The 19,882-nt window shown below is 36.8% G+C and carries 13 protein-coding genes and 5 tRNA genes; 3 read left to right on the top strand and 15 right to left on the bottom strand.

The window, feature by feature from the left end; genetic code table 11:
• Positions 1–530: 530 nt before the first annotated feature.
• Positions 531–1,955, bottom strand: a complete 1,425-nt coding sequence (rlmD, locus tag DX009_RS06260; protein ID WP_115083398.1) for a 23S rRNA (uracil(1939)-C(5))-methyltransferase RlmD — start codon at positions 1,953–1,955, stop codon at positions 531–533.
• Positions 1,956–2,199: 244 nt separating this feature from the next.
• Between rlmD and DX009_RS06265 the strand changes: the two genes are divergently transcribed.
• On the top strand, positions 2,200–3,315 hold the full coding sequence (locus tag DX009_RS06265) for a porin (RefSeq protein ID WP_115083822.1): 1,116 nt from the start codon (positions 2,200–2,202) through the stop codon (positions 3,313–3,315).
• 245 nt (positions 3,316–3,560) lie between these two features.
• On the opposite strand, the gene DX009_RS06270 is transcribed toward DX009_RS06265, so the two are convergent.
• Positions 3,561–4,646, bottom strand: a complete 1,086-nt coding sequence (locus DX009_RS06270) for a hypothetical protein (protein ID WP_115083399.1) — start codon at positions 4,644–4,646, stop codon at positions 3,561–3,563.
• Between the two features lie 254 nt (positions 4,647–4,900).
• Here DX009_RS06270 and DX009_RS06275 point away from each other — a divergent pair, with 254 nt between their 5' ends.
• Together DX009_RS06275 and nifJ are read left to right on the top strand one after the other, a co-directional pair.
• Positions 4,901–6,085, top strand: coding sequence for an ATP-binding protein (locus DX009_RS06275; protein WP_115083400.1), 1,185 nt, complete (start codon positions 4,901–4,903; stop codon positions 6,083–6,085).
• A 108-nt stretch (positions 6,086–6,193) separates the two neighbouring features.
• A complete protein-coding gene (gene nifJ / locus DX009_RS06280; protein ID WP_115083401.1) occupies positions 6,194–9,760 on the top strand; it encodes a pyruvate:ferredoxin (flavodoxin) oxidoreductase in 3,567 nt (1,188 codons plus the stop codon).
• 682 nt (positions 9,761–10,442) lie between these two features.
• Here the strand turns inward: nifJ and DX009_RS06285 are convergent.
• The 13 genes from DX009_RS06285 to DX009_RS06345 all read right to left on the bottom strand — a co-directional run bounded on the left by DX009_RS06285 (position 10,443) and on the right by DX009_RS06345 (position 19,170).
• Positions 10,443–11,564 (bottom strand): glycerate kinase, encoded by a 1,122-nt coding sequence (locus tag DX009_RS06285; protein WP_115083402.1) that lies wholly within the window; start codon positions 11,562–11,564, stop codon positions 10,443–10,445.
• Complete coding sequence (locus tag DX009_RS06290) at positions 11,564–12,529, bottom strand: hypothetical protein (RefSeq protein ID WP_245944598.1); 966 nt, start codon at positions 12,527–12,529, stop codon at positions 11,564–11,566. Before DX009_RS06290 ends, DX009_RS06285 begins: the two co-directional genes overlap by 1 nt.
• Before the next feature lie 4 nt (positions 12,530–12,533).
• Entirely contained in the window at positions 12,534–14,597 is a 2,064-nt protein-coding gene (locus DX009_RS06295; RefSeq protein WP_115083403.1) for an alpha amylase C-terminal domain-containing protein, read from the bottom strand.
• A gap of 18 nt (positions 14,598–14,615) precedes the next feature.
• Positions 14,616–15,728 (bottom strand): MORN repeat-containing protein, encoded by a 1,113-nt coding sequence (locus tag DX009_RS06300; RefSeq protein WP_115083824.1) that lies wholly within the window; start codon positions 15,726–15,728, stop codon positions 14,616–14,618.
• Positions 15,729–15,799: 71 nt separating this feature from the next.
• A complete protein-coding gene (locus DX009_RS06305; RefSeq protein ID WP_115083404.1) occupies positions 15,800–16,312 on the bottom strand; it encodes a 4'-phosphopantetheinyl transferase family protein in 513 nt (170 codons plus the stop codon).
• On the bottom strand, positions 16,296–17,618 hold the full coding sequence (gene gldE / locus DX009_RS06310; RefSeq protein ID WP_115083405.1) for a gliding motility-associated protein GldE: 1,323 nt from the start codon (positions 17,616–17,618) through the stop codon (positions 16,296–16,298). Before gldE ends, DX009_RS06305 begins: the two co-directional genes overlap by 17 nt.
• A gap of 8 nt (positions 17,619–17,626) precedes the next feature.
• On the bottom strand, positions 17,627–18,028 hold the full coding sequence (locus tag DX009_RS06315) for a single-stranded DNA-binding protein (RefSeq protein WP_115083406.1): 402 nt from the start codon (positions 18,026–18,028) through the stop codon (positions 17,627–17,629).
• Positions 18,029–18,065: 37 nt separating this feature from the next.
• Positions 18,066–18,602: a hypothetical protein gene (locus DX009_RS06320; RefSeq protein WP_006044684.1), complete on the bottom strand. Its 537-nt coding sequence runs from the start codon at positions 18,600–18,602 to the stop codon at positions 18,066–18,068.
• Between the two features lie 36 nt (positions 18,603–18,638).
• Positions 18,639–18,711, bottom strand: a tRNA-Gly gene (locus DX009_RS06325).
• Between the two features lie 45 nt (positions 18,712–18,756).
• Positions 18,757–18,840, bottom strand: a tRNA-Leu gene (locus DX009_RS06330).
• Between the two features lie 23 nt (positions 18,841–18,863).
• Positions 18,864–18,944: transfer RNA gene (locus DX009_RS06335), tRNA-Leu, on the bottom strand.
• Between the two features lie 50 nt (positions 18,945–18,994).
• Positions 18,995–19,067: transfer RNA gene (locus DX009_RS06340), tRNA-Gly, on the bottom strand.
• Positions 19,068–19,096: 29 nt separating this feature from the next.
• Positions 19,097–19,170, bottom strand: a tRNA-Pro gene (locus DX009_RS06345).
• Positions 19,171–19,882: the final 712 nt, after the last annotated feature.

A 19,882-nucleotide genomic window follows, 5' to 3' on the forward strand; every position in this document is an offset into this window, starting at 1 on the left:
TATCTTTCAAGTGGTATAATATAGCATTATAAAGGTTGCTGCTTTTTGTGATATCTAATTTGTAACTGACAGATATCTGAAACGCAACTCACAGATATCTGAGACGATCGTGATAGATATCTAAAACAAAAGTAACTATATTGCATTGACTTTTATAAACACCTGAGGCGTTCTATTCCATTGGTAGACAGACTATAGGCAGTGGTTATAAATTCATTATTCATTTTCGTCAGAACCATTGATTTGATAACGTAAACTGGCTAATTCAAACGGTATATCTTTCCAGCTGTATAAGGCAATGCAGTTATATTACATTATGTTAGAACACAAATAAACAAGAATAAAACGTAGAGAAAAAAGTTGCAGAAGATGACGGAGAACTATCATATTCATAATGTTTTTCAGGCTAACTTTACATAAAATTATAAGAGGTATACCTATCTGGTACACCCCCTTTCGTATATTATATATTCATAATTCATTATAAATTATAAGTGAATATTAATATACACATTTTATTAAAGTTTCAATTACTTAGTTTCCAACAAAACAACATTCTCTACATGAGGCGTATGTGGGAACATATCAACTGGCTGAACGGCTACAACTTTATAGTCTCTATCTAAAAGTGCTAAGTCGCGAGCTTGTGTTGCAGGATTACAACTTACATAAACAATTCGTTTGGGATGTGCACCCAATATAACATTCACTACATCGGCATGCATACCAGCACGAGGAGGATCGGTTATAATGACATCTGGGCGTCCATGTTGTTTTACGAATGCTTCGGTTAGAATATCTTTCATATCGCCAGCATAGAACAGCGTGTTGGATATTTCGTTTATTTCCGAATTTATTTTTGCATCTTCTATTGCTTCAGGCACATATTCAATGCCTATCACCTTTTTAGCCTTTTTAGCTACAAAGTTTGCAATGGTTCCCGTACCTGTATATAGATCGTAAACCAATTCATTACCAGTAAGTTTGGCAAAGTTGCGCGCAACACTATACAAATGGTAAGCTTGGTCTGTATTGGTTTGATAGAAACTTTTGGCACCAACCTTAAAGCGAAGATCCTCCATTAACTCAAATATATGGTCGTTACCTTTAAATACTGTCAATTCTAAATCGTTGAAAGTATCGTTACCTTTCTGATTATCTACATATAATAATGATGTAATTTCAGGAAACTCATCGGCAATGAACTGCATTAAGTTCATAGCACATTCTTCATCGTCCACCTCATCGTAATGAAACTGAACAAGCACCAACCATTCGCCCGTGTTTGAATTTCGCATCATAATGTCGCGTAACAAACCGTGTTGTTCTCTGATATCGTAAAAACTAAGTTTGTGCTCCACAGCATAATTGTAAATAGCATTCCTTACCTTATTACAATAGTTGTCCATAAGCACACATTTATTAATAGGATAAATCTTATCAAAGGCGCCTGTTATATGAAATCCTATTGCTCCCTGAGCTAACCCAACCCCTTCAGGTAATGCATCTAACTCTTCTTTGGTATACCACCGTTTATTTGAACAGGCAAACTCAAGCTTATTGCGATATTCCTCTGTTTTCTCAGACCCCAATATGGGAGATATCATTGGCAGTTCAACCTTTCCAATACGTTTTAGTTGGTCGAGAACTTGTTGTTGTTTGGAAACCAACTGTTCTTTATAAGGAAGGTTTTGCCATTTACACCCACCACAGACACCAAAATGTTCGCATTTAGGAGTAATACGCATAGGACTAGGCTGTATCATTCTCAGTACAGTTGCTTCACAATAGCTGTGTCGTTTCTTGCGCACTTGCAAGTCTACAATATCACCTGGTACAACAAAAGGTACAAACACAACCATATCGTTTACGTGTGCTACACATTTACCTTCTGCAGCAACAGACTCTATTTCTACATTCTCTAATATAGGTAATGATTTTCTTTTCCTACTCATATTTTAATATTTGCTGCAAAGTTAGTTATTTTTTCCTATTTACATAACACACGTTAAATAAAAGAGAGAAGCTTTAACGCCATAATATTCCATTATATCATTCTTCATAGACGGTAGTAAAGCAAGGCAATAGGCATATTTTATAATACTTTTAGCGAAAGTTTTAAGAAATGTTCTCATTTTTTACAAATTGTCTGTATCTTTGCAGAGTGAAACTATAAACTTAATATTCAAAGGTAAATATATGAAAAAAATCTTTATGTTAGCTGCCATAGCGTTAGCATTCTCTAATGTATCTGCACAGACAGCAAAGTGGATCGACAATGTGAAGCTATCAGGGTATGGCATAGCGCAGTACCAGTTTACTAATCAAGACAAGGCAAAATCTAATTCGTTCAATCTACGTTTAGGTCGTGTTTCACTCGACGGACGTCTTTTTAACGATTGGGCATGGAAAGTACAAATTCAGTTTAATGGCAATACGTCTACTTTAGGCTCATCGCCACGTGTAGTCGATTTGTTCACAGAATGGCAAAAGTACACATTCTTCCGTGTAAAAATTGGTCAGTTCAAGAACCCATTCACTTTTGAGAATCCAATCCACCCTATTACACAAGGGTTTATGGGGTATTCACAAGTCGTTAGCAAATTTGCAGGGTTTGCAGATAGAGCAGGAACACATAGTTCAAATGGACGCGATATAGGAGTACAAATTCAAGGCGATTTTCTGAAGAATTCTGCTGGAAGAAATTTGCTACACTATCAGGTCGGCGTGTTTAACGGACAAGGAATTAACGTGAAAGACGTAGACGAACAAAAAAATATTATCGGTGGTGTTTGGGTTATGCCTGTAAAAGGTATGCGTATTGGTTGGTTTGGTTGGACTGGTTCGTATGCTCGTAAAGGAACATGGATTGATGCTACTGGTGCACCACAAACAGGCGTACGTAAGTTGCAACAACGTCGCTATGCAGTTTCTGCCGAATATATAGTAAACGACTGGACATTCCGTTCAGAATATGCACATTCTACAGGAGAAGCTTTTGCAAAGTCGCTTGTAAACACAAATGATGCTGCAGCAAAAGACTGTAATATAGGTAGTAATGGCAGTAAAGCACAAGGAGTTTATGCTTTAGTGATAGCACCTATAGTAAAGGAAAAACTGTATGGAAAAGCACGTTACGATATGTACCAACCTTCAAAGGGCGCAGAAAAACAACGCACATTATACGAAGTTGGTTTAAACTACCAATTTAATAAGAATGTGCTGCTTTCAACTGAATATGCTTATGTTCACGACCGTAGCTTAGCAAAGCCGAACTACTCTTTAGTAGACGTGCAACTGAGTTTTAAATTTTAAATAGATTAGACTGAAAATATAAAGAAAGTATCTGAGAAAGATACTTTCTTTAGGATAACACCAACCTACAATAATGAGAAGTTCACAAGGAAACAAAAGAAAGTACCATTACGATCAGTATTCAGGATTCAATCAACAAAAACATTCTTCTTTAGTTCGCAGAAGAAAGATTATAGCACGTATAATGCTAACTATTACATGTATAATAGCTCTAGTTATTTCATTCCTCGTATTTTGGTTATATTTTAAATGTTAGGGTAAGTTCTATCGTTTAATTCTAATGTATGATGCGAACCATTATACGTTATTCGCATCATCTTGTTATGTATTTGGAAATTATTAGAAAGCGATAAAGCGACATGCCCCATTGTACGGCGAAAGTTTATTTCAACAAAAGGATGAATAGCATATAATGAAGAAGTAGATAAAGATCTCTTCTCAACAATCATCATATCAATTCCCAAAGGACCCTTGTAGTTATATTTAATATTGCATTCTAATAAGTTTATTAGAGTAAGTTTTATTGTATCCAATAATTCTATATCCACATACTTACTTAAGAAATTGCGTTTTCTTTCTTCTGTATCAATAATACTACCTGTATACGCCCCATGTAAAGACTGGAAAATAGACAAACCACAATATTTTACTTCACCTTCTATATAGAACTCCATAGCAAAATCTTGCACCTTATTATAATATGGCTCTAAAATAATGCCCTGCTGATGTGTTATAATATTCTTTGCCCAATTTAGGTGTACTGTAGAGATATTTCTGTCGGTAAATCGTAATCCTCTACCACTACCGCTCCAAGGAGCTTTTATTACAGCTTTCCCTATCTCTTTAGCCTTTGCACACAAATCATTAATGTTGTTATAATAGTATGCCTCTCCAACTGTCGTAGCGTAAGGAAGATGCGCCTTTAAAAACAATAACCAATTTATAGATGCCTTTCTATTATTTAAATTGCGTATTTCAGATAATTGCTTGCTTGAAGGCAAAAGAGTCTGCGATATACCTAAACGTTTTAAGTGCTCCTTTATTGCGCAATCCCATCCCCAAGGTAGAATAGCATCTATTTCATCTGAATACTTTTCTAAAATGTCTGCATCTATAAAAGAAACATTCTTATCTTTCAATCGAAGTTTTTCAACGGCTTCATACGCCTTCATTACATCATTTACCAATATAACATCGCCTTGAGCTGCCCAGATATAAGGAATAAAATCCAAATCATTACGTATTTGCAATGCTGCACGTGATGGGGTTTGATTAGGATTATTTTGCGCTAACGAAATATCGTGCTCAGGATTGAATACATGAAGTTTCATTTTATTTTTTCTATTATGACTTTTGCAAACATTCTACAAATGAGAGTAAAGAAAGTCTACTAACCGTATGCAAAGATACAGCAAATACTTAAAAAGACAAAATATAAATAATAGTAAAAAGGTCTTTTTTGCCATGTATAGTTTGCAAATTAAAGAAATAAATATTATCTTTGCACACAATATTATTAGGTATATGCATATATAAATGTGTTGCCTGATAGTGCTATTAGGATATGAAATAATTTTGTTATAAGATGGATGCATTTTTCCGTACTCACACCTATTTAGTGGAACATAATTATGCTCCAGTGAGACGTATGCTTATGGACGAGATTGATTGGAATGATCAGTTGATAGGCATCAAAGGAACACGTGGCGTTGGAAAAACGACCTTCCTTCTTCAATATGCTAAAGAGAAGTTTGGTGCTAACGACCGAAAATGTCTTTACATAAATATGAACAACTTCTATTTCCAAGAGAAAGGTATTTCTGACTTTGCAGGAGAGTTCTATCGAAATGGGGGACGCGTCTTGCTTATTGATCAGGTTTTTAAACAGCCCAATTGGAGTAGCGACTTGCGTAGATGTTATGATAATTATCCTGAATTAAAGATTGTATTTACTGGGTCTAGTGTTATGCGTCTAAAAGAAGAAAATCCTGAACTTAATGGTATTGTTAAGAGCTATAATTTACGAGGTTTCTCCTTTAGAGAGTTCTTAAATTATATGTCAGGAAATAGTTTCTCAAGCTATTCGCTTAATGATATCATTGAGAACCACGAACAAATAGCAACACAAATACTGACAAAGATTAATCCACTCGAATATTTCCAAGATTACATTCATCATGGCTATTATCCTTTCTTTTTAGAGAACAGAAATTATTCTGAAAATCTATTGAAGACTATGAACATGATGACAGAGGTTGATATCTTGCTCATAAAGCAAATAGAATTAAAATATCTCACTAAAATCAAGACACTTTTTTATCTGCTTGCTTTAGAAGGTCCAAAATCACCCAATATAAGCAATTTAGCTAAAGAGATAAATACAAGTCGTGCAACTGTTATGAACTACATTAAATATCTATCAGATTCACGCTTGATAAATATTATTTATTCTGTTGGTCAAGATTTTCCCAAGAAGCCTGCAAAGGTAATAATGAATAATTCTAATCTCATTTACGCAATATATCCGATACACATAGAGCAGCAAGAGGTAATGGAAACATTTTTTGTGAATGCCCTACTTTCCAAGCATACAATAAATGAAGGAAACAAATGTGGATACTATATAATAGACAGAAATAGACGTTTTAGGGTATGCGATGCAGAGAATACAAAAATGCGTTTAAACAATGATACAATATATGTACGTTACAATATGAAAGTAGGAAAAGACAATAAGATTCCTCTTTGGCTCTTTGGCTTTCTATACTGAAACTAAGACTAAAGTACATACATAAATGATATAAAAAAGATTGTTAATAGATAGGCCTATACAAAACAGACCAAAAACATTATAGAAACATTTAATAAAATAAAGACAATGGCGAAAGAAAAAAAGTATATTACCTGTGATGGTAATGAAGCTGCAGCACATGTAAGCTACATGTTTTCAGAGGTAGCAGCAATCTACCCTATTACTCCGTCTTCTCCAATGGCAGAGCATGTTGATACATGGGCAGCGAAAGGTCGTAAAAATCTTTTCGGCCAAACAGTAACTGTTCAGGAAATGCAATCAGAAGGTGGTGCAGCTGGTGCTATGCACGGTTCACTCCAAGCCGGTGCACTTACAACAACATTCACAGCTTCACAAGGTTTGTTGCTGATGATACCTAATATGTATAAGATTGCTGGTGAGATGTTGCCTTGCGTGTTCGATGTTTCTGCACGTACACTTGCTACTCACTCATTGTGTATCTTTGGCGACCATTCAGACGTTATGGCTTGTCGTCAAACAGGTTTTGCAATGTTCTGTTCTGGTTCAGTACAAGAGGTTATGGACCTTACAGCAGTTCCACATCTTGCTTCGTTGAAGACAAGCATTCCATTTGTAAACTTCTTCGATGGTTTCCGCACATCTCACGAATATCAGAAGATTGAGATGATTGACCAAGATGAAGTAGCTAAGTTACTCGATCCAGCTGACGTTAAACGATTCCGCGACCGTGCACTCTCTCCAGAGCGTCCTGTTACTCGTGGTACTGCTGAAAATCCAGAAACATTCTTCACACACCGTGAGGCTTGCAATCAATACTACGAGAATATTCCAGAAGTAGTTGAAGATTACTTAGCAAAGATAAAAGATATTACTGGTCGTGAATATCACCTTTTCTCATACTATGGTGCTGAAGATGCAGAAAACATTATTATCCTTATGGGGTCTGCTACTGAAGCCGCACGCGAAGCTATCGACTATCAAATTAGGCACGGTAAGAAAATTGGTATGATTTCTGTTCACCTTTATCGTCCTTTCTCTGTTAAGCATTTGCTTGCAGCTGTTCCAAAGACAGTAAAGCGTATTGCTGTACTCGACAGAACAAAAGAACCTGGTGCAGAAGGAGAACCATTGTATCTTGATGTAAAGAGCGCATTCTACGATGTTGAAAACAAACCTTTAATTGTAGGTGGACGTTATGGTCTTGGTTCTTCTGATACCACACCTGCACACATTATTTCTGTATTCAACAACCTAGAACTTCCAGAGCCTAAAGACCACTTTACTGTTGGTATTGTAGATGATGTTACTTTCACTTCGCTTCCATTGATTGACGAGATTCCTATGGGTGGCGAAGGTATGTTCGAAGCTAAGTTCTATGGTCTGGGAGCTGACGGTACCGTTGGTGCAAACAAGAACTCTGTTAAGATTATTGGTGATAACACTAACAAACATTGCCAAGCATATTTCTCTTACGACTCTAAGAAGTCTGGTGGTTTTACTTGTTCTCACCTTCGTTTTGGAGACAGCGAAATCCGTTCTACTTATCAGGTAAATACACCTAACTTTGTTGCTTGTCATGTTCAGGCATACTTACGTATGTACGATGTAATTCGTGGTTTACAGAAGAATGGTACTTTCCTTTTGAATACAATCTTCGAAGGCGAAGAACTTGCAAACTTCATTCCGAACAGAATTAAACGTTACTTCGCTCAGAACAATATTACCGTTTACTATATCAACGCAACAAAGATTGCACAAGAAATTGGTCTCGGCAACCGTACCAATACTATTCTTCAGAGTGCATTCTTCCGCATTACAAAGGTTATACCTGTAGATTTGGCTGTTGAGCAAATGAAAGAGTTCATTGTTAAGTCTTACGGTAACAAGGGACAAGATGTTGTAGACAAGAACTATGCTGCTGTAGACCGCGGTGGCGAATATAAGCAATTGACTGTAGATCCTTCATGGGCTAATCTTGCTGATGATGCTGAAGACTCTAATGACAATGCACCTGCATACATCAAAGAGATTGTCCGTCCTATCAATGGTCAGGTTGGCGACTTACTCAAAGTTTCCGATTTCATTAAGTACGATATGGTAGACGGTACAATGAAGAACGGTTCTGCTGCATTCGAAAAGCGTGGTGTTGAGGCATTCAACCCTGAATGGACCCCAGAGAACTGTATACAGTGTAATAAGTGTGCATACGTTTGTCCTCATGCTTGTATCCGTCCATTCGTTCTTGATGACGAAGAAATTAATGGATTTGGCGACAATACATTGGATATGAAAGTACCAAAACCTATGGCTGGTATGCACTTCCGCATTCAGGTTAGCGTTCTCGACTGTGTTGGTTGTGGAAACTGCGCCGATGTTTGTCCTGGTAATAAGAATGGCAAGGCACTTGCTATGGTTCCATTCACACGCGATCAGCAACAAATAGATAACTGGGACTACTTGGTTAAGAATGTAAAAACAAAGCAACATTTAGTAGACATAAAGAGCAACGTTAAGAACTCTCAGTTTGCTCAACCATTGTTCGAGTTCTCTGGAGCCTGCGCTGGTTGTGGTGAAACACCATACGTTAAGTTGGTTTCTCAACTCTTTGGCGACCGTGAAATGATTTCTAACGCTACAGGTTGTTCTTCTATATATTCTGCGTCAATTCCTTCTACTCCCTACACAACCAATGAAAATGGTCAAGGTCCTGCTTTCGACAACTCTTTGTTCGAGGACTTCTGCGAATTTGGTTTGGGTATGGCTCTTGGTAATAAGAAGATGCGTGAACGCATTACTAAACTTTTGAACGATGCTATGAACGAAGACCACGTATCTGCTGAATTCAAAGCAGCCGCACAAGCATGGATAGAGGCTAAAGACAATGCTGATGCATCTAAGGAAGCAAGTGCAGCATTGAAACCAATGATTGCTGCTGGTGCTGAAGCAGGTTGCCCAATCTGTAAGGAATTGAAGACATTAGACCACTACTTGGTGAAGCGTTCACAATGGATTATTGGTGGTGATGGCGCTTCTTACGACATCGGTTACGGTGGCCTTGACCACGTTATTGCTTCTGGCGAAGATGTAAATATCCTTGTTCTCGACACTGAGGTTTACTCTAACACTGGCGGTCAGAGCTCTAAGTCTACACCACTCGGTGCTATTGCACAGTTTGCTGCACAGGGTAAGCGTATCCGCAAGAAGGACCTCGGTTTGATGGCAACCACATACGGCTATGTTTATGTTGCACAAATAGCTATGGGTGCTGATCAGGCACAGACTCTTAAAGCTATTCGCGAAGCTGAAGCATATCCTGGTCCATCACTCATCATCGCTTACGCACCATGTATCAACCATGGTCTAAAGGCTAAAGGTGGTATGGGCAAGAGTCAGGCAGAAGAAGGTCGCGCTGTAGAAAGTGGTTACTGGCACTTGTGGCGTTACAACCCTGTATTGGCAGAAGAAGGAAAGAACCCATTCTCTCTCGACTCTAAAGAGCCAGATTGGAGCAAGTTCCAAGACTTCTTGATGGGTGAAGTACGCTATCTCTCAGTTAAGAAAGCTTATCCTAACGAGGCACAAGAACTCTTCGATGCTGCAGAGAAAATGGCAAAACTTCGTTACCAAAGTTACGTTCGCAAGAGCAAGGAAGATTGGAGCGAAAATGCTTAATACTGATTTATAAGATATCTTTATTTTATTTTGATAGAAGAGCACGCCATTTTGGCGTGCTCTTTATCGTTATACTAGTAGTGTAAAAGGCTGAATATTCCACTGATGGATATCAAACTCAGTCAAGCAAGCAATCCATAAGCTTTTGTATGTCTTATATAATAAGATAAGGTTTCTGTAACTCTAGTAAAAAGCATCTACTTATATCTAACAATTTAGGTGTGCATTGTTAGAAAATATCTATTGAAGTTTACCCCCCCTTCTATTGTGCATTTCTGTATCAATAGTTATTATCCTTTCTTTTTCTATGTAAAATAATAAGGTGCATTATGGTTTCCTTTTAGATATGGGCAATTATAATAATGGGCGATACTTGCTAAATAGTTGTCCACCATCTGCAGAGCGAGTGTGAAGAATAGGCGTACTTACTGTGTATTGTGAATTAACTGCATTACTTATGGCACTATATTGTGTCTTTTGCAGATATTTGTCGACTCAAAAGTCTCTTTAAAGGAGGTTCGTTTGTCTTGTTTATAGCTTACATTGTTTTAGATATCTGTAAGCATCGTTTCAGATATCTATTCTTCTCTTCTTAGATATCTGCAAAAGTTGTTTCAGTCATCTGAGATTAATATGAGTAACTTTTAACGTTATATTGTGAGAGTAATTTAATGATAAATCCTTAGCTATCAATAGTTTGCAAGAAATGTATTATCACCTCTTTAGTTGTATTACGTAAACGGCTTGCAGCTACTTTGACGTCCATTGCTTCGGATAAAGAAGAATTTGAAGGATTAATTCCGAGCACTTTATAAAACCCTGCTGATAATAATAAATCAATATTATCAACACGCCCAGCAAGTGCAATAGTTGGAATATTGTTGGCTTTAGCAAGCGACATTACACCAAAGGGAAGTTTATTGTTTAGTGTTTGGTTATCTATTTTACCTTCACCCGTTATCACCAAATCAGCACCTTGCAAATGTTTAGTTAGTTCTGCCGCATCTAAAACTACATCTATACCTTTACGTAACTGCGCACCGAGCATACGAAATGCATAACCCAATCCGCCCGCAGCTCCGCTACCGGGAACAGTAGGGTCATTCTTACAAAGGTGAGCAAAGTTTCTTAAGCCACTATCTAACAATTCTACTTCTGTAGGGTTTGCTCCTTTCTGAGGTGCATAAACGTATGCGGCGCCATTATGCCCAAACAAAGGGTTATTAACATCACAAAGTATTTCTATCTGAATATCTCGTAACGTAACGAGCGAAGAAAAATCTACAGAGGTAATATGGATAAGGTCGTTCCCTGTCGGATAATTAACAAGACAATTGCCTATATAGAATTTTGCCCCCAAAGCAGCCAACATACCTGCTCCGCCATCGTTTGTTGCACTCCCACCAATACCAATAATTATGTGTTGAGCACCAGCAGCTATGGCATGGAGAAGCATCTCTCCTACTCCATAAGTAGTTGTTCGCATTGGATTTCGCTTGAGTGGATCCACCTGTGTAAGACCTGCTGCAGCTGCCATTTCTAAAATAGCAATATGCGAATCTGAACTAAGAGCATAGCGAGCCATAATTGGGCGCATTAACGAATTGTGAACTTTACATACAGCCCACTTCGCATTTGTGTAACGTGCAAGAACTTCAACCGTACCTTCACCTCCATCAGCCATTGGCAAACAAACAATTTCGGCTGCCGCAGAGGCATCAGATACTCCTATGGCAGCCGTATGTACAGCTTGATCGGCAGTGAGTGAACCTTTAAAGGAATCGAAAGCAAGTATAACTTTCATTATCTTACAGAAAAATAATAGCTTGTATAACTACCTTTAGGATAAGGAGGCTTTGGCTTCATTCCTTTCGATAACAATGCATACAACTTATAAGCTTCTGCGTAATATCGAGGTCGAAGACTATCGACTGGATAGTATTTCTGAACTAATTTTTTAAATGTTGGAAGATTACGATCTAATAAATATTCGTTTAACTGATAATGCACAGAGCTGGAAGTAGCCTTCTTTATAACACTATCGGGAAGAAAAACAGAATGGACTTTACCTGGATACAACACATCTTTTCCACCAATTAAACGATATTCGTACAGACTATCGGGTAGATGACCAGTACGTGCAACACAATATATAGTAAGCATTGTAGTAGCCGAGTCTACATTTCTCATTCGCTTTATATTGCTCAAAGCTGCCTCATATTGCTTATTGAGTACTAATGTTTCAACCTTCATTCTTTCGTGAAAGCTTCGATCTGAATTACTAAAGATACCTATTAGCAATAAAAAAGATGTCAATGTTCCAAGATTTATCCACAATAGTTGAGAAACAAAACCAGAACACCTTATTTCTGGCTCGTATGGCTCGTAACGCCGCACGTTGTATGCTATAATAAAATATAAAATCAACAACAGAGGAGCTAACCAAGCCCAAGTATCCCATATTGTAGATATCGGTCCGTTAGACTTAATAGAAGTAAGTATTGTAAGGAAGAGGACAGAAGGGAAATAAGTTAAAGCATATCCGCGTTTATTAAGTTTCAACACAGAATAAACACAAACTTGAAGAAGCTGTAACACAAATGTAATTAAGCCAGCACCAAGCCATGCCACATAATGAGTCTGCCCATTAGAAGCCTCATATTGTGTATAAGAGAGAATATCGGTCTGGTAAAAGTATAAATAACAAAATGTAAAAACACAAAATGTTATTGCACAACAAATACGCATAGACCTATATTTTATATTCATCGTATTATTTTTCCTTTCGTAAAACTAAGGCACTTCGAGCCGGGATGTAGAGTTTCAACCATCCTTTACCATCTTTTTCATAAAGAGGATCGGATAAAGTAATGTGCTTAACTTTTTCATCTACAAAACCAAAGCCTCCATATTCCCACGAATCAGTATTCAATACCACTTTATAACTACCATTAGGAACAAGAAAACCATAATCGGAGAATGAACGTGTAGGTGAAAAATTGAAAACGAATATCAAATTATTCCGACTAAAAGCTAGTATTTGGTCTGAGTCGTTATGCCATATTTCTTGCAATACAGTATCGTTAAAGTGAGGCTCACTCTTTATAACTTCCAGCATTTTCTTATCAAAGTCGCTGAGAAAGTGGTAACAAAGCTCTTTATTATCTACCAGATTCCATTGACGTCGCGCATATTTATAACTCCACCCATTACCTTCTCTAGGAAAATCTATCCATTCTGGGTGTCCAAACTCGTTACCCATAAAGTTTAAATAGCCACCATTTATAGTACTTGCTGTTACCAATCGTATCATCTTGTGCAATGCAATACCACGTCGTGCCCTATCATTCTCATCGCCTTTTTTGAAATGCCAATACATATCAGAATCTATTAAGCGAAAAATAATAGTTTTATCACCTACTAAAGCTTGGTCGTGCGACTCGCAGTAAGATATTGTACGTTCATCGCTACGTCTATTTTTTACTTCCCAGAATATAGATGATGGTTTCCACGCCTCATCTGGTAGTTCTTTTATCGTCTTTATCCAATAGTCTGGAATATTCATTGCCATACGATAATCAAATCCATAGCCACCATCTTTAAATTTTGCAGCTAATCCTGGCATTCCTGAAACCTCTTCAGCAATTGTTATTGCTTGATGGTTTACTTCGTGTATTAAGTAGTTTGCTAATGTGAGATAACAGATTGCATTATCGTCCTGATGTCCATTAAAATAGTCAGCATAGTTACAAAAAGCTTCGCCCAAACCATGGCTATAATACAACATCGATGTTACACCATCGAAGCGAAAGCCATCGAACTGAAATTCTTCGAGCCAGTATTTACAATTCGATAAGAGAAAGTGTAACACTTCGTTCTTCCCATAATCGAAACAAAGTGAATCCCAAGCAGGATGTTCGTGGCGCTCTCCTGGATAGAAATATTGATTAGGGTCGCCTGCAAGATTTCCTAATCCTTCTATTTCATTCTTCACAGCGTGTGAATGAACAATATCCATAATAACTGCTAATCCGTTAGAATGCGCTTCGTCAATGAGTTCCTTGAGCTCTTCAGGAGTACCAAAACGAGAACTTGGAGCAAAGAATGAACTTACATGATAGCCAAAGCTACCATAATATGGGTGCTCTTGTATTGCCATAATTTGAATTGCATTGTATCCTTCGTCTACAATGCGTGGTAATACATTATTTTTAAATTCGAGATAAGAACCAACTTTTTCAGCATCTTGTGCCATTCCTATATGACATTCATAAATAAGAAGTGGAGATTTGTTTGGCTTAAAGTTCTTATGTTTCCAATGATATTTCTTTTTAGGACACCATACTTGGGCTGAGAATATTTTTGTTTCTTCGTCTTGAACAACTCGTTGTGCCCATGCAGGAATACGTTCACCTTCTCCTCCTTCCCACAAGACATACATTTTAAACAAATCGCCATGATGTATTTTATCTTCATCAAGTGTTAATTCCCAATCGCCATCAGTTCCTTCTTTCCTTTTACATTCGTAATCTTCACAGCATTTCCAATCATTAAAGTCGCCTATCAAATACAGGTGTGTTGCATTGGGTGCCCATTCACGAAATATCCATTTCCCCTTTACTTTATGTAAGCCATAATAATTATATCCATTAGCAAAGTCGGAAAGAGTTTGCTTGCCTCCAAGAGTTAATTCCTTAATACGTTCTACAGCATGGTTATGTCTACCACAAATAGCCTCATTAAAAGGAGTTAAATAACTATCATTCTTTACTATACCCATCAAGTGGGTATTATTTTCTGCACTCGTGGCTGTTATTATTTTATCCTGTCTTTTCATAACTTTTTTGTTTTGCTGTTAATTGTTGTGACGAATACCTTTTTCGTAATAACCTTGCGCAACTACGTTCCCATTACTATCAGTTTCAGTAAACTTTCCATCACGTATGTCATCTCGATAGAATCCTTCGAAACGTATTCCTTTTTTATCTTGTTCTATTGCTCCTCCATTACGTTTTCCATTGCGATACATACCACGAAACCTACTTCCATCTGCATAATGGATTATTATTTGCCCGTCCATATAACCATTACGAAACTGTCCTTCTATAATATCCTTATCCTTTTTTGTTAGTTTTCCTTGTCCGTTTTGTAATCCATTCTCCCAGTTTCCGACATAGGTATCGCCATTTTTCCACACCATAGTACCAAATCCGGACTTCAACCCTTTTAAGAATCTGCCCGTATATTGCTCACCATTTTTATAGCGTAATATCCCTTGCCCAGTCCTTTCATCATCAAGATAGTCTCCCTCGTATATATCACCGTTACTAAACTTATATACTCCTTTTCCATTGCGCAGGTCATTCTTCCAATCACCATTATATTCTTCACCACTGTGATAAATATAAATACCTTTACCTTCTTTCAGATTATTATTCCAATCGCCTACGTATTCTGAGCCATCTTTCCAAACAAAACGACCATGGCCACTCTTAACATCATTCTTCCACATACCATCGTAATACGCACCATTGGCAAAAGTATAACGCCCCATTCCATTTCGTTTATCCATAGCCCATTCGCCATCATAAACATCACCGTTATAATAACGCATTACCCCATGACCTTGCTGATAGTCTTTATACCAAAGACCATCATAAACATTTCCATTCTTAAATGTAAATACTCCTCTACCATGTTGTTGATCCTGAAACCATTGTCCAGAATATTTTTCTCCATCTGAGAAGAAATAAGTACCTTCACCTTGACGTTTCCCTTTCACAAATTCACCTTCATATACATCTCCATTCTTATATCGAATTTTATTATAGTCAGATGATTTGCCTGTTACAATCTTTTCTTTATTTTGAGTGTCTTTCTTTGAAACAGTAGAATTCACTCCTCCATTCTGTGCCAGAATTAAAGATGGCATAACAGAGAATATTATCACAATATATAGATTCTTCATCATATTCACAATTACCTTTAGTTGCAAAGATACGTTTTTCAAATGGCTTTTCCAAGAATCTAAACTCTTTTTTACTTATTTATCCAACATGTAACCAGAATGTAATCAGAATATATCGATTGTGTAAATTCAATCCATATATTAGTCTTTAGGTTTAATAGTCGTTTATTTATAACATCTACCTTCATTTCCTGATAGGTAAGATGCTGTTCAGAATAGAGTTTATACACTGCCTCTTTTGCGCACCACACAGTCAATAAATCAGGTGTCTCATTGTATATTTCATCTGGTCGCAAAAATCTTTCGGCAATCTTTTTTATCCTATCAGAGTAGTATTCTATATCTATTCCTACTTGTAAATGTTTTGACAAGAGTATGGCTACAATTCCCTTTGTATGTGATACACTAATATTATATCCTTTTATAAATGGTTTTCCATCTTCATTATGGGTAATACTAACATCGTTACCTAACATCTGCCTTAGCAATTCTTTTTCTCCTTGCTTCTCAGCATCTCTACCGAGTGCAATATCAAGAGTGCCTAACATTAAATCTTTAGCAGGATAACTAATACTGCTTCCCATCTTTTTGGATTGTTATTTTAATTTTACTTATACGCAGATTTTCAATAGCCATTACTTCGAACTGAAAGTTCTTATATCTTGCTGTTTCGTGTAAAATTGGGAAATCTCCCTTTATTTCTAGTAACAATCCTGCCAGAGAATCAGCATCACCTTGTATCTCCTCAAAAGTATCATCATCAATATCTAACACTCTCGTAAAATCGCCAATAGATGTTTTTCCTTCAAATATATACTCATTAGTTGATAATTTCCGATAAAAAGATTTATCGTCATCAAATTCATCATTTATCTCACCAACTATCTCTTCAAGAATATCCTCTAATGTAACAAGTCCACTTGTTCCACCAAATTCATCAACAACTATTGCTATGTGCATTTTATTTTCTTGAAATTCACGCAATAAGTCATCTATCTTCTTTGTTTCAGGTACAAAAAAAGGAGGGCGTATCATACTTTGCCATCTAAAGTTAGTTGGCTTTGTTAAATATGGAAGTAGATCTTTTATATATAGGATACCACGAATATTATCTTCATTATCTTGATAGACAGGTATCCGAGAATAATTATTTTCTACAATACATTTCAAAACTTCTGCATAATTAGAACGCACATTAAGGTCTATAATGTCTTGTCGTGATGTCATAATCTCCTTCACTGTCTTATCGACAAAACGAATAATGCCCTCAAGCATATCTTGCTCACTGCTTATCTCATTCTTGTTTGTTAGTTCTAGAGCCTGTTCTATTTCATCCATTGATAACCGTCTTGTTTTCTTCTTTAGAATTTTTTCTGCGAAGAAACTACTACACATCAAGATGTTTTCTATCGGCCAGAATACACGACGAGCTACCAATATTCCATTAACAGCATAACGACAAAACCTTAGTGGGTTCATACTGCTATAGACTTTAGGCATAATTTCACCAAAAAGAAGAAGAAGGAAAGTTAGAAGAATTGTTGCACAAAATATTTCAACCCAAGCAACTTTAAACACCACAGTTTCACGTAACACGAAACCAGATAACATTACAATCGTAACATTAACCAAATTGTTTAAAATAAGTATTGTTGCCAATGTGCGTTCACTATCATCGCGAAGCATTTGGATATTCTTATCCACCTTGTTCTTTTGTGGTTCAAGTTCGTCAATATCAGTAGGAGACAAACTAAAGAATGCTATCTCTGAGCCACTCGCAAAGCCAGAAACATAAAGAAGCAAACATACTAAGATTGCAGCAAACACGACTCCAAGTGTTGGAGTATGGAACTCTACAAGAGAGGTTATAAATGTAGCTAAATCATCCATTAAAATGATTATTTGAAATTATCTATGTTGTCTGTCAGTGGTAATGGGTCGTCAGTGCCAACATTAGAGACTTCATTCTTTTTAGATGTAGCTAACCATTCTAAAGAATCTACATAAATTTCTGTAACTTGCCGACGAATACCTTTTTTATCATCATAATTACGATATCGCACCCGACCTTCTACATAAAGTTTATCGCCCTTATGAATATATTTTTCAGCATATTTACTAAGATTCTTAAATAACACTATATCATGCCAATCGGTATGATCAGGCACCTTTGTTCCATTTGCTAAAGTATATCCTCGTTCTGTGGTTGCCAAAGGGAAAGATGCAACGCATTGGTCAGTATCATAATAATGTACCTCAGGTTCTTTACCTACATATCCTATCAACATTACCTTATTCATAACTGAGAATATAATAATTATCAACTTTCAATTGGTATTATTTCCACATACCAAGATATCTAAAGTTAAAGTTTTTTCCTTTAGCTGATGGGAACTGACTACGAGAGTCTACACGATCTCTTAAGTAATCAACAATACGGTTATAACAGTCAATACCAGAAACAGACTTACATTGTGCAACAAATATAGTATCTCGATACTCATATTTTCCTGTTGCAACAATATAAACCACACGCTTAAAATTTAGAGTACCTTCATACCACCCATCACGTTCTTCATTAAGATGCATTATTGTTGGGTTTTCTTTTTTCAAAGTCATACCTCCCATTCTGATAGCTTTTTTCTGCTTAAAATCAAGCATTGTCTGAGCCTCTGTCTTTATTATAATAAAGTACACGCGCGGGCGTACCTTATATCGTTTTGGGTAATAAACATCACTCTCAGCATACAAGCGTATATCATCTTCCAACTCTGGTGTAAGTTGAATATCCGGAATTGAGGCAAGAAAATCTAATGCCTCTTCAACATTATATGCTAATGTCTCATTATCGAAATATCTTAAATATAAATTCATTTAGCTGGTGTTAGTATGTTTCTCGTTAAAAATAAGAGCGGAAAACGAGACTCGAACTCGCGACCCCAACCTTGGCAAGGTTGTGCTCTACCAACTGAGCTATTTCCGCAACAACAATTCATTTCTCTTTCAAGAAATTATATCTAATATTAAGTGAAGAGGAGGAGACTCGAACTCCCACGAAGCAATTTTCACTACCCCCTCAAAGTAGCGCGTCTACCAATTCCGCCACCTCTCCATAAGTGCATATATAAGTAACTGTGCCCAGAACAGGACTCGAACCTGCACGTTATAAACACACGCACCTGAAACGTGCGCGTCTACCAATTCCGCCACCTGGGCTCGCAAGAGCAGGTCTTTATCTACTTATACTTATTAAAAAAATCAATAAGAGCGGAAAACGAGACTCGAACTCGCGACCCCAACCTTGGCAAGGTTGTGCTCTACCAACTGAGCTATTTCCGCAAATAACATTTCACTAAATGCTTTTAAAGTCGGGGCGACAGGATTCGAACCTGCGACCACCTGGTCCCAAACCAGGAGCGCTACCGGGCTGCGCTACACCCCGCTGCAATAAAATAGATTTCCTATTTCTCATTTGCGGGTGCAAAGGTATTATATTATTTTTATCTCTCCAAATTTTATCGCATCTTTTTTCATTTTTTTTTAATATAATACTCCTTTCTTACGAATACATTGATGGTTCAGCTCCAATAGAATCTTTATATAAATATGATTATAAGAGTTTTACAGACATCAAGAGCATATTTATAGATTCTGTAGAAAAAAGGTGAAGAATTTATAAGTAGTGTCTACTGTCTATACATCAATCAAATAAAACGTTTCAGATGTTTAGAAAAGACTATCAGATACAGCTACTTTTATTTTAGATATCTATCACGTTCGTCTTAGATATCTATAACTTTCGTCTCAGATATCTGTCAGTTACAAATTAGATATCACAAAAAGCAGCAACCTTTATAACGTTATATTATACCACTTGAAAGATGTTTATTCAGATGAAAATTATGAATTCTTTTATTCTACAATATCTTAAAACTATTATTACTATAAGATTCTGAACAGTAATACATTATTTCATACCCGTTGCATAGAAGTGAAATTTATTTCAATAGCCATATCTTCTAAAATATACGCATCAGATGTAAAAAGACTAGCTATCAGTGAGGACGGCGACCCCCTCATATTATCCTCAAAGAATAAGGTGGAAAGCCTTTCCACTCCTACTGATAGTTTTGTCTTTTGCCGACAAAGTTATG

The sequence above is a fragment of the Prevotella pallens genome, from assembly GCF_900454935.1.
Taxonomy (GTDB): domain Bacteria; phylum Bacteroidota; class Bacteroidia; order Bacteroidales; family Bacteroidaceae; genus Prevotella; species Prevotella pallens.